This is a genomic window from Halanaerobium saccharolyticum (assembly GCF_004362045.1).
GTDB lineage: Bacteria > Bacillota > Halanaerobiia > Halanaerobiales > Halanaerobiaceae > Halanaerobium > Halanaerobium saccharolyticum_C.
Genome location: NZ_SNWX01000007.1, coordinates 104098 through 115747, shown reverse-complemented (window position 1 = coordinate 115747; position 11650 = coordinate 104098). Strand labels below are relative to the sequence as shown.

Annotated in this window: 12 protein-coding genes; 10 read left to right on the top strand and 2 right to left on the bottom strand. The window is 35.0% G+C overall.

The window, feature by feature from the left end; translation table 11 throughout:
- The 10 genes from ltrA to rbsB all read left to right on the top strand — a co-directional run.
- A partial coding sequence (gene ltrA / locus DFR79_RS06615; protein ID WP_133514713.1) for a group II intron reverse transcriptase/maturase occupies positions 1 to 984 on the top strand: 984 nt, incomplete at its 5' end.
- A 311-nt stretch (positions 985 to 1295) separates the two neighbouring features.
- Positions 1296 to 2501 (top strand): CaiB/BaiF CoA transferase family protein, encoded by a 1206-nt coding sequence (locus DFR79_RS06610; protein ID WP_133514712.1) that lies wholly within the window; start codon positions 1296 to 1298, stop codon positions 2499 to 2501.
- Between the two features lie 58 nt (positions 2502 to 2559).
- Positions 2560 to 2916, top strand: a complete 357-nt coding sequence (locus DFR79_RS06605) for a malonate transporter subunit MadL (protein ID WP_133514711.1) — start codon at positions 2560 to 2562, stop codon at positions 2914 to 2916.
- Positions 2917 to 2941: 25 nt separating this feature from the next.
- Positions 2942 to 3712, top strand: coding sequence for a malonate transporter subunit MadM (madM, locus tag DFR79_RS06600; RefSeq protein ID WP_133514710.1), 771 nt, complete (start codon positions 2942 to 2944; stop codon positions 3710 to 3712).
- A 361-nt stretch (positions 3713 to 4073) separates the two neighbouring features.
- Positions 4074 to 5066: a LacI family DNA-binding transcriptional regulator gene (locus DFR79_RS06595; protein WP_133514709.1), complete on the top strand. Its 993-nt coding sequence runs from the start codon at positions 4074 to 4076 to the stop codon at positions 5064 to 5066.
- 31 nt (positions 5067 to 5097) lie between these two features.
- Entirely contained in the window at positions 5098 to 6015 is a 918-nt protein-coding gene (gene rbsK, locus DFR79_RS06590; RefSeq protein WP_133514708.1) for a ribokinase, read from the top strand.
- A 1-nt stretch (position 6016) separates the two neighbouring features.
- A complete protein-coding gene (rbsD, locus tag DFR79_RS06585) occupies positions 6017 to 6412 on the top strand; it encodes a D-ribose pyranase (RefSeq protein ID WP_133514707.1) in 396 nt (131 codons plus the stop codon).
- Positions 6413 to 7912, top strand: a complete 1500-nt coding sequence (locus DFR79_RS06580) for a sugar ABC transporter ATP-binding protein (RefSeq protein WP_133514706.1) — start codon at positions 6413 to 6415, stop codon at positions 7910 to 7912.
- 1 nt (position 7913) lies between these two features.
- Positions 7914 to 8876, top strand: coding sequence for an ABC transporter permease subunit (locus DFR79_RS06575; protein ID WP_133514705.1), 963 nt, complete (start codon positions 7914 to 7916; stop codon positions 8874 to 8876).
- A 104-nt stretch (positions 8877 to 8980) separates the two neighbouring features.
- On the top strand, positions 8981 to 9874 hold the full coding sequence (rbsB, locus tag DFR79_RS06570; RefSeq protein ID WP_133514704.1) for a ribose ABC transporter substrate-binding protein RbsB: 894 nt from the start codon (positions 8981 to 8983) through the stop codon (positions 9872 to 9874).
- Positions 9875 to 10071: 197 nt separating this feature from the next.
- Here rbsB and DFR79_RS06565 read toward each other — a convergent pair whose 3' ends face one another.
- A complete protein-coding gene (locus DFR79_RS06565) occupies positions 10072 to 10911 on the bottom strand; it encodes a bifunctional 5,10-methylenetetrahydrofolate dehydrogenase/5,10-methenyltetrahydrofolate cyclohydrolase (RefSeq protein ID WP_133514703.1) in 840 nt (279 codons plus the stop codon).
- A gap of 72 nt (positions 10912 to 10983) precedes the next feature.
- The gene (locus DFR79_RS06560) at positions 10984 to 11574 is read right to left on the bottom strand and encodes a cyclodeaminase/cyclohydrolase family protein (protein ID WP_133514702.1); all 591 of its coding nucleotides are present in this window, start codon (positions 11572 to 11574) and stop codon (positions 10984 to 10986) included.
- Between the last annotated feature and the right edge of the window lie 76 nt (positions 11575 to 11650).

Below are 11650 nucleotides of genomic sequence, written 5' to 3'. Positions count from 1 at the left end.
CTGACACCAATATTTGACCCAGGATTTTCAGAATACAGCTACGGTTTCAGACCTGGAAGGAATGCACATCAGGCAGTAAATAAAGCTAAAGAATATATAAATGATGGTTATACATGGGTGGTCGATATAGACCTTGCAAAGTATTTTGATACTGTTCAACATGATAAACTAATGTCTTTAGTAGCCAGAAGAGTGCAGGATAAGCGGGTACTGAAATTAATAAGAGCTTATCTTAATTCAGGAGTAATGATTGATGGTTTAATTAAGAAAACAGACCGAGGATGCCCGCAGGGCGGGCCTCTAAGTCCACTGCTTAGTAACATAATGCTGGATGAACTGGATAAAGAACTGGGAAAACGCAATCATAAATTCTGTCGCTATGCTGATGACAATCAGATCTATGTTAAAAGCAGGAAAGCGGCTGAAAGGGTCATGAAAAGTATAACTGTATTTATTGAAAAGAAACTGAAACTAAAAGTTAATACAACAAAGAGTGCAGTCGGCAGACCCTGGAGAAGAAAATTCTTGGGGTTTTCATTTTATCAAATGAATGGTGAAGTAAGGGTTAGAGTCCACCCGAAATCAATTAAGAAAATTAAGGCAAAGATAAAAGAACTCACATCAAGAAGCAAGCCCTGGACGATGAAATATCGTTTTAAGAAATTAAAACAGACAATCACAGGCTGGGTCAGCTATTATAAAATAGCTGATATGAAAAGCAAGATGAGAGAGCTTGACCAGTGGGCAAGACGAAGAATAAGGATGTGCTACTGGAAACGATGGAAGAGAATCAAAACTCGCTTTAGAATGCTCAGGAAACTGGGTGTTAAAGAAGCTAAAGCCTGGGAATATGCTAACACAAGAAAAGGCTACTGGAGAATATCCAATAGCCCAATACTTGCGAGAACCTTTACCAACCAGCTATTAAAGAAGCTGGGATACTTTAGTTTTACGGAAAGATATGCACAAGTAATTAATTCTTAATGAACCGCCCAGTACCGATCGGTAAGCTGTGGTGGTGTGAGAGGACGGGGAATAAACTAATTATTTCCCTCCTACTCGATTGAAGAAAATACAATTTATTCTTAAACTGCTTTTATGTTCTTAAAAAGGATTAGAAGCAATAACCTTAAAAATATTACTAAAAGCACTAATTTACTCTAAAAATATAAAATTAGCTGGACAAATTTATAATAATATTATATAATTCGACTATGAGTCATATTGACTCTGGGTCGAATTTGATTTTTCATTAAAAAATGAATTAATAATTTACTAATAGGAGGAGATTTCTTGTGGGCGCCTTAGACGGAGTAAAAGTAATAGACTTAAGTCATGTTTTAGCAGCCCCATTTGCTACAATGATTTTAGCAGATTTGGGGGCTGAAGTTATTAAAATAGAGCCACCTTATGGTGATGATTCCAGACAGTTTGGACCTTTTGTGGAAGATGATCTGGGGGATCAGAGGAGTGGTTATTTTATCAGTATTAACCGCAATAAAAAAAGTGTGGTTTTAAACTTAAAAGAAGAAAAAGGAAAAGAAATTTTAAGAGATTTAATCAGTGATGCAGATGTGGTAGTTGAAAATTATCGTCCTACCACCATGAAAAAACTTGGTTTTTCTTACAAAGAATTAAAGAAAATTAAAGAGGATATTATATATTGTTCAATCTGTGGTTTCGGTCATGACGCTCTAGAAGAATATGCAAGCAAACCGGCCTATGATATGGTTGCTCAGGCATATAGCGGTTTGATGAGCATTACTGGACCTGAAGGTGGAGAACCCTGTCGAGTAGGAAGCTCCATTGGTGATATTATGTCTGGACATCAGGCGGTTATTGGTATTTTAAGTGCTCTTCGTTACAGAGACAGAACCGGCAAAGGTCAGCATGTTGATATGTCAATGGTTGATGGATTAGTTTCTGTTTTAGAAAATGCTATAGCCAGATATACAATGGCAGGAGAAATCCCCGGTCCATTAGGTGGAGCTCATCCCACAATTGTACCTTTCCAGTCCTTTAAAACAAAGGATAACTATATAGTAACCCCAATTGGAAATGATAATCTCTGGCAGAAATTTTGTCAGGCAATTGAGATGCCAGAACTGGCAGATGATGAGCGTTTTAGAACAAATCCTTTAAGAGCAGAAAATAAAGGTGAGTTAATTTCGATTCTTGCTAAAAGATTGAAAGAAAAGACTACTGCAGAATGGACTGAAATTTTTGAAGAATATGATCTACCTTATTCTCCTGTTAATACAGTAGATAAAGTAGTTGAAGATAAAAACTTAAAATATAGAGATATGATAGTAGATTTAGAACAGCCGGGTGTTGGTAAGGTTAAAGTGGCTGGTTCTCCTTTCCATTTATCAGAAACTCCAGGCGAAATAAAAACTCATGCACCTGCAATGGGAGAACATACTGATTCAGTACTTAAAGAAAGCCTTGGATTTAGTGAGCAGGAGATTAAAGAAATGCGGGAAAAGGGAATAATATCTTAATTAGTTTCAAGTTTAATTTAAATAATAAATTACTTTTATAAGATAAAGGAGTGAAACAATGGAGATTCTTGGTATGGGATTTGTGGCATTCTTTATGCTGCTGGGGTCCTTTTTAGGAAGATTGCTCGGTCAGTTTATTGGAACTGGGGGAGATGTTGGTGGTGTTGGTCTTGCCATGCTGTTTATGGTGCTTACTGTTAATTATTTAGAAAATAGAGGTTTTAATTTTAAGACCAGAACTGAAAATGGAATTAAATTTTTAAGTGCTCTGTATATTCCAATTATTGTTGCTATGGCAGCCAGATTAAATGTTGTTGGTGCAATAAGAGGTGGTGCAGTTGCTATTCTGGCTGGTGGGGTAGCAACTATTGGAGCAATGTTTTTAGTACCGTTATTATCGAAATTAAATAAATAAAAATTAGATTGGAAGTGATTTTAACTTGTTTGCAAATGCCTTAAATTCATTTGCCGGAGCAGATCATTTAATTATTTCGATCGCTCTGGTTGCATTAATTATGTTTGTTACAAAAAAGATATCAATTATGATGGGAGAAGAAAGAATAGCTTCTGCCCTGGCAATTATAACTGGTTTAGTTTTAGCCTATATTGGAGGAAAAATTACCGGAGGCAGCAGTGGTTTAGCTGATATTTCTATCTTTGGGGGAGCCGGAATTGCTCTTCTGGGTGGAAGTATGCTGAGAGATTACACTATTATCTCAACTGCCTATGGTGTGAAGTTGAAAAATCTTAAAAAGGCAGGGCCGGTAGGTATTATTTCCCTTTTAGTTGGAGTTACGTTTTCTTTTGTAGTCGGTAGTATAATTGCTGTAATTTTAGGTTATACAGATCCGGCAGTAGTAACTACAATTGGAGCTGGAGCAGTGACTTTTATTGTTGGTCCGGTAACAGGTACAGCTCTGGGGGTTAGTTCAGAAATAATTGCTATTTCTGTAGCAGCTGGTCTGGTGAAATCAATTTTGACCATGATTATTACGCCTTTTATTGCCGGATTAGTCGGACTGGATAATCCAACTTCAGCTATGGTCTATGGTGGTTTAATAGGGACTACCAGTGGAGTTGCCGGAGGACTGGCAGCTACTGATCCGGAATTAGTTCCTTATGGTGCGATGACAGCAACTTTTTATACTGGACTGGGAACTCTGGTGGCACCTTCAATTGGATTTATAATTGTTAGAGCTCTCTTAACTTAATTTATATAAATTTTAGCAGATTATAATTTTACTCCCCTCCCCCGGGGAGTTTTTTATTTTTCTTAAAAAATAATTTAAGAAATTGTTTTAGTAAGTATATTATCAAGAATAACCTAGTCTCAAGTATTTAAAATTAAAATTTGAGCCTGAGGAAGAGATAACCTTAACTGAAGACATATTTTAACTAAAATCAATAGAATTATCACTTGAATTATTTTTCAGAATATTTTATAATTATAAATGGAAACGTTACCGTAAACGTTAACGAATCTTAAATATTGAAATTTTGGCTTAAAATTTCAGTTAATTTTTGTTTAATGCAGGTTGTTTGATAATTTTATTATAAATCAGGTGATAACTAATGAAAGTAACAATCAAAGATATAGCAAAAGAAGCAGATGTATCAGTTACCACGGTTTCCCGGGTTTTAAATAATAAACCTGATGTTGGGGATGATACCAGAGCTAAAATATTAAAAATTATTGATGAGCTGAATTATAACCCTAATAGTGTAGCCCGGGGGCTGGTAATGCAGAAAACACATACCATTGGTCTGATCATTCCGGATATTAGCAACCCATTTTTTCCTCAGGTAGCTAGAGCCATTGAGGATAAAGCACAGAAACTTGGTTATTCTGTTATTTTTTTCAATACTGATAATCATTTAGAAAGAGAAAGAAAAGCAGTTGATTTATTTAAAAGTAAACAGGTAGATGGTTTAATTGTTTCTCTTTCTCTGGGGAATGAAGAAATACTTAAAGAATTAAGAGCTACAAATTTTCCGGTGGTTCAGATTGATAGATCTGTCCTCAGTGATTTATATCCTCTGGTTAGTATTGATAATAAAGATTCTGCCTACCAGATGACAGAATACATGCTAAAAAAAGGATATAGAAAAATTGCCCATATTAGTGGTGATTTAAATACTACTACAGCTCGGGAGAGAATGGCAGGATATAAAAAAGCGCTTCAGGATTATGAACTTAAGATAAATGATGATTATATTATTGAAGGAGATTATACTCAGCATTCTGGGTTTGAAGCAATGCAGAAACTACTGAAGCTAAAAAATCGTCCTTCTGCTGTTTTTGCAGCCAATGATTTAAGTGCTGCCGGGGTATATAAAGCCTTATTTGCTGCTAATTTAAATATCCCGGATGATATTGCAGTTGCTGGACATGATGATATTGACATTGCCTCACTTTTAAGACCAGAATTAACTACTATGCGGCAGCCTAAATACAGTATGGGAGAAAGAGCAGTAACAGTTCTGTTAAGAATGATAAACAATCAGGAAGCAGAAATTAAAGATCATACATTAAAAACTAACTTAATTATTCGAGAATCAGTTTAAATATAGTAAAAGAAGAAAGCAGGTGAATTAATTGTCTAAAATACTTGTAATTGGAAGCATGAATATGGATCTGGTTGTAGAAACTGAACGGTATCCTCAGGAAGGTGAAACAATAATTGGAGGTAAGTTTGAGCAGATCCCTGGTGGCAAAGGAGCCAATCAAGCTCTGGCAGCAGCAAAACTGGGAGATGAGGTTGAGTTTATTGGAGCCTGTGGAGATGATAGTTTTGCTCCCAGATTAAAAGCAAGCCTGGAAAATGGTGGAGCTAAGATTGACAATATTTTTGAAATTGAAGGTGTGAGCACAGGTGTTGCTGTAATTACAGTTGATCCAGAAGGTAATAATCGGATTATAGTTTCTCCTGGTGCTAATTATGAATTAGATTTAGGAAAGATTGAAAAAATAAAAGATAAAATTATTGAAGCGAAAATCATACTGCTGCAGTTAGAAATACCAGTTAAAACTATTGAAAAAATTGTAGAAATTGCTGCAGCAAATAATACAAAAATAATTTTAGATCCAGCTCCAGCTCAAAAATTATCAGATCATATTCTCTCTAAAATAGATTATTTATTACCAAATGAAGGAGAATTGGATTTATTGTTAGCAGATACTGAAGCTAAAAATCGATCAGAAAAAATTAAGGAACTTTTAAATAAAGGTGTAAAAAACATTATAGTGACTGAGGGAGAAAGAGGAGTAAATTTTTATAATGGTCAGGAAACGATTCATTTAGATTCTTTAGAAGTTAAAGCAGTTGATACTACAGCTGCCGGAGATGTTTTTGCAGGTGCTTTTGCAGCCAGCTTAATTGAAGAGAAAAATCATAAGCAAGCTCTGGATTTTGCTGTTAAGGCTGCAGCTTATTCAGTCACAAAAAGGGGTGCGCAGAGTTCTATCCCTGACAAAAAAGAGTTGAACGAATTCCTTGCAGAAAGGAGTAACTAAGATGAAAAAAGGTGGAATAATTAATAGCGAATTGTCCAGAGTAATTGCTGAAATGGGACATAAGGACAGTCTGGTAATTGCAGACTGTGGTCTGCCAATTCCAGAAGGAGTTGAGAGAGTTGATTTGTCATTAACAAAGGGTTATCCTGAATTTTTAAAAATACTTAGAGCTACTTTAGATGATTTAGTTGTTGAAAAAGCAATCCTGGCAGCAGAAATAAAGGAAAAAAGTCCAGAATTGGAAGAGAAAATTTTTGCTCTACTGCCAGAAGTAGAAATTGAATATCTTCCTCACGAAGAGTTTAAAAAAGCAACAAATAACTCTAGAGCTGTGGTCCGGAGTGGAGAAATTATTCCTTATGCTAATATAATTTTGATTTCAGGAGTTGATTTTTAAATGGGAAACGAAAAAGTACTGGAAATGAAAAATATCACCAAAACATTTCCTGGAGTTAAAGCTTTAGATAGAGTTAATTTTACTCTCAAAAAAGGAGAAGTCCATGCTCTACTGGGAGAAAATGGAGCTGGGAAATCCACTTTAATGAAAGTTCTGAATGGAATTCATAAACGAGATGAGGGTGAAATTATAGTAAAGGGCGATCCGGTTGAATTTGAAAATACAAAAGAAGCTCAAAATGCCGGACTGGCTATAATTCATCAGGAGTTAGAATTAATTCCCCATCTTAATGTGGCAGAAAACATTTATCTTGGGCGTGAAGATAAAAAAGGAATTTTTATAAATTATAAACAACTCTATCAAAATACAGCCGATGTTCTGGAGATGCTCGGAGTTGATATTGATCCCAGAGCTAAAATAAAGGATTTGAATATTGGTAGTCAGCAGATGGTTGAGATTGCAAAGGCTGTTTCGCAGAATGCTGATATACTGGTAATGGATGAACCAACTTCTTCTTTAACCAATCAGGAAATTGATATTTTATTTGAACTAATAGAAAGACTAAAGGAACAGGAGATATCAATTGTCTATATCTCACATCGCCTGGAAGAAGTTTTCGAAATCTGTGATCGAGTTACAGTTTTGAGAGATGGCCAGTTTGTGGGAGAAGTTAAAACAGCTGAGACTGATGAAGATCAATTAATAAATATGATGGTTGGTAGAACAATTGAAGATCGTTTTCCGGAAATGAAATTTAATCCGGGAGAAGAAATTTTAAGAGTTGAGAATTTGGCAGTACCCGATAAAATTATAGATGCTTCGTTTTTACTGCATAAAGGAGAGGTTCTTGGAATTGCTGGTTTAATGGGGTCCGGCAGAACTGAACTGGCAAAAGCTGTTTTCGGAGTTTATAAAGAAAAAACAGGAGATATATATTTTAAAGGCAAGAAATTAGAAATTAATTCTCCTGCTGATGCTCTGAAAAATGGCATTTCTTATTTAAGTGAAGATCGTAAAGATGAGGGTTTAGTGCTTGGACTTCCGGTTGCTGATAATATAAGCATCTCTGTTTTAACCACAATGTTAAAAGCCCACACTTTTATAAATGCTGCTGCTGAAAAAGAACTTGCTCAAAAATATATTGAGGATTTAAGTATTAAAACACCTTCAGAAATGCAGCTGGTTAAAAATTTAAGTGGTGGAAATCAACAGAAAGTTGTAATTTCTAAGCTGCTTTCTACAAAGCCGGAGGTTGTTATTTTAGATGAACCAACACGCGGAATTGATGTGGGAGCTAAGAGGGAAATCTACAATTTGATGCAGGAATTAGTTGATAATGGAGTGGGAGTAATCTTGATTTCTTCAGAGCTGCCTGAGGTTTTAAATTTAAGTAATCGTATTTTGGTGATGCACGAACAAGAAATAATGGGAGAGCTGGATGCCGCTGACGCTAACCAGGAAGAGATAATGCAGCTGGCAACCGGAAGGAGGAATCAGTAAAGTGAATAATCTTAGTAGTAATCTAAATAAAAATAATATCTTAGAAGTTTTAAATAAATTTAAAACAGGTATTGGACTTTTAGTTTTAATTATTATTTTATCTTTTTTAAGTCCTTATTTTTTAACAATACCAAACCTGCTAAATATAGTGAGACAGGTTTCAATTATTGCTATTATATCTTTTGGGATGACAATGGTGATTTTAACAGGTGGGATTGATCTTTCAGTTGGTTCAATGCTGGCTTTTTCAGGAGCGATAACTGCTGGAATGATTATTAATTCTGGTTTGAATGTATTTTTAGCTATTTTTATTGGTCTGGCAGCCGGTACAGCGCTGGGTTTATTTAATGGTATTGCAGTTGCAAAAGCCAAACTGCCGGCATTTATTGTAACTTTAGCAATGATGACCATAGCCAGAGGTTTTACTCTAATTTACACAAATGGTCGTCCAATTTCTGGGTTTGATGAAACATTTAGATTTTTTGGAGCCGGTTATTTAGGTAGAATTCCAGTTCCGGTTGTTATTATGTTTTTACTTTTATTTGTAATTTATATCCTGCTTAAAAAGACACCACTGGGCCGCTATATTTATGCAATAGGTGGTAATGAAAAAGCAACTAAGTTATCCGGTATTAATACAGATAAAATAAAAATTGCAGTTTATGCACTTAATGGTTTTTTAGCAGCTGTAAGTGGAATAATTTTAACTTCCAGATTAAATTCTGCTCAACCGATGGCAGGAGAAGGTTATGAGTTAGACGCGATTGCAGCTGTTGTTCTTGGTGGAACCAGCCTTTCTGGTGGTAGTGGAGGGGTAGTTGGAACTATTATTGGTGCTTTAATCATCGCAGTTTTAAATAATGGATTAAATCTCTTAAATGTATCTTCATTTTATCAATTAGTTGCCAAAGGTGCTGTTATTCTGCTTGCTGTCTTCTTAGATCGTAAGAGCCAGCAGCAGTGATAATATAAATTAAGAAAAATATTTTAAATAGGAGGTGAGCTTGTTAGCAGCTTCTTTTTGACAAAATTCATTTAAAGAATAAAAATTCAAGGAGGAATAAAAAAATGAGAAAATTAACTATTGTTTTAGCTTTATCATTAATTCTGTTGGTTGGACTTTCAGCTGGTGCTGCCGCTCAGGATATTAAGATTGGTCTGGCTGTATCTACTTTAAATAATCCTTTCTTTGTTGACTTAAAAGATGGTGCTGAATCTATGGCAGAAGAAATGGGTGTAGAAATTTTAACTGTAGATGCTCAAAATGATGCTGCAGCGCAGTTAAGCAGTGTTGAAGATTTATTAATTAAACAAATTGATGTTTTAATTGTAAATCCTGTTGATGGAAATGCTGTTGTTTCGGCAATTACTGCTGCTAATGATGCAGGTGTACCTGTAATTACAGTTGACCGTGCAGCTGAAGGTGGAGATGTTGTAAGTCATATTGCCTCGGATAATGTTGAGGGTGGGAAAATGGCAGGTGAGTTCATTGCTAAGCAGTTAAATAAAGAAGGTAATGTTGTCGAACTTCAGGGAATTCCTGGAACCTCTGCTGCTAGAGATAGAGGTAAAGGATTTAATATTGTGATGGATAAATATCCTAACCTGAAAGTAATTGCCAGACAGCCTGCAGGATTTGATCGTGCAGAAGGTATGACAGTTATGGAAAATATTCTTCAGGGTAATCCAGATATTGATGCTGTATTTGCACACAATGATAATATGGCTTTAGGTGCAATGGAAGCTATCTCAGCAGCTGGACGTTCAGATGAGATTATGATTGTAGGTTTTGATGCTATTGATGATGCAGTAGAAGCTGTAAAAGAAGGTAAAATGGCGGCTACTGTTGCCCAAAGACCTACTTTGATGGGTGAAATGGCAGTAGAAACAGCAGTTAAGGTAGCAAATGGAAATGAAGTTAAAGAGTATATTCCAGTACCTTTAGAATTAATTACTGATTAAAAAATTAATAGTTAAAAAAATTAAATTAATTGAATTAACTTAGCTATTAAGTAATGAATATCTGGAAATAAATAGTTCGTAGTTTAATAAAAAGGCCCTGCTTCAAGTTCTATGAAGCAGGGCTTTTTTTGAATTTTATCTTATATATTGATGTGCTAATTTTGCTATTATAACTTCTGCAAATAAAAGCGATGTGATTATTTAATTCCATGCAAATTTTTAAATGATTTGACTATATTGCGCATTAAAACCTGATTGGTAACTGTTCCCACTCCACCTGGAACAGGGGTTATACTTTTAACTTTATCTGCGGCAGAATCAAAGTCGACATCTCCCAGTAATTTTCCCTCGACAAAATTAGTGCCAACATCAATAACAATCGAATCCTCATTTAGCATTTCGCCTTTGATCATTTCTGCTCTTCCTACTGCTGCTACCACTATATCAGCATGTTTTAACTCCCACTCTAAATCTCTGGTTCGGGAATGACACATGGTTACAGTAGCGTGCCTCTGCTGTAATAAAATAGAAACAGGTTTACCAACAATATTACTTCTGCCAACTACAACAGCTCGCTGACCTTTTAGTGGAATCTCATAATAATCCAGAATTTCCATACATGCTTCAGCTGTAGCAGGATTTAAGGTCTCCAGACCAACAAAAAGTTTTCCCAGAGAAGCGGAGGTGATTCCTTCAATATCTTTTTGAGGATTAATCATTTCCAGACTTTCCATTAAGTCAGGTGGAAGTGGCTGCTGAACCATAATTGAAGTAATTCTAGCATCTTCATTGGCATCTTTTAAGCAAGATTTAAATTTATCCGGTTCTTCAATAAACTGCTGATATTCAAATTCTATACCAATTTTTTTGCAGTTTTTTTCTATTCTCTGAGCATATGATTTACTAGCTGCATCTTCTCCATACTGCAGTACAATTAAGTGAGGTGCTTTTCCGGTTTTACTTTTTAGTCTTTTGACTTCAGCAGTTAAATTACTTTTTATTTTCTCTGCTATTTCTTTACCACCAAGTTTTTTCATATCTCCACTTCCTTTGTTTATAATTATAGCAAAAATTAAATAAAGTACGGCTCTGAAATATTAATATAATGATTAATTATTAGCTAATTCGATTATTTCTTTTTTTAGGCGAGAACTTTCATCTTTTAATTTTAAATATTCATTTTTGATATTTGATTTATATTCTTCATTATCCAGGCTTTTAAGATTAATTTTAACATTGGCAATTGCACTACCAACTGCCGCATCGCCTATGTAAGCTGCTACTTCAAAATCACTGGCCAGCATTCTATTTCCAATTTCACTAATTTCTAAGCTGAGGCGCATCAGTCTAACTGCTTTTTTTGTCATATCCATCGAAAATTCTACAGCATCCTGACAGACTGATTTAACTTTTTCCTGATCTCTAGCTTTATAACTGTCTAAAATATCCGAAAGAATTTTACTGTCCTGATCAATCATCAGCAGCATTTCTCTTTTTAATTCTTCACTTTCTAGCAGTATTTCTCTGGCTTCAGCTTCAACATCCTGATATTTTTCCTTACCAACTGTCAGATTAGCAATAAAGCTAATAACTGAAGCATTTAAAGCTCCACTTAAAGCAGCAGCACTGCCACCACCCGGAATAGAATTATTTGAGCTCAGCTCATTTAGGAATTCTTCTATAGTTTTGTTTCCATACATACTAAAACCCCTCTCTTAGTAAAAATAGATTTAATAAAAATTCTAACTATTTAGTCTAACTTGTCTTAATTATATA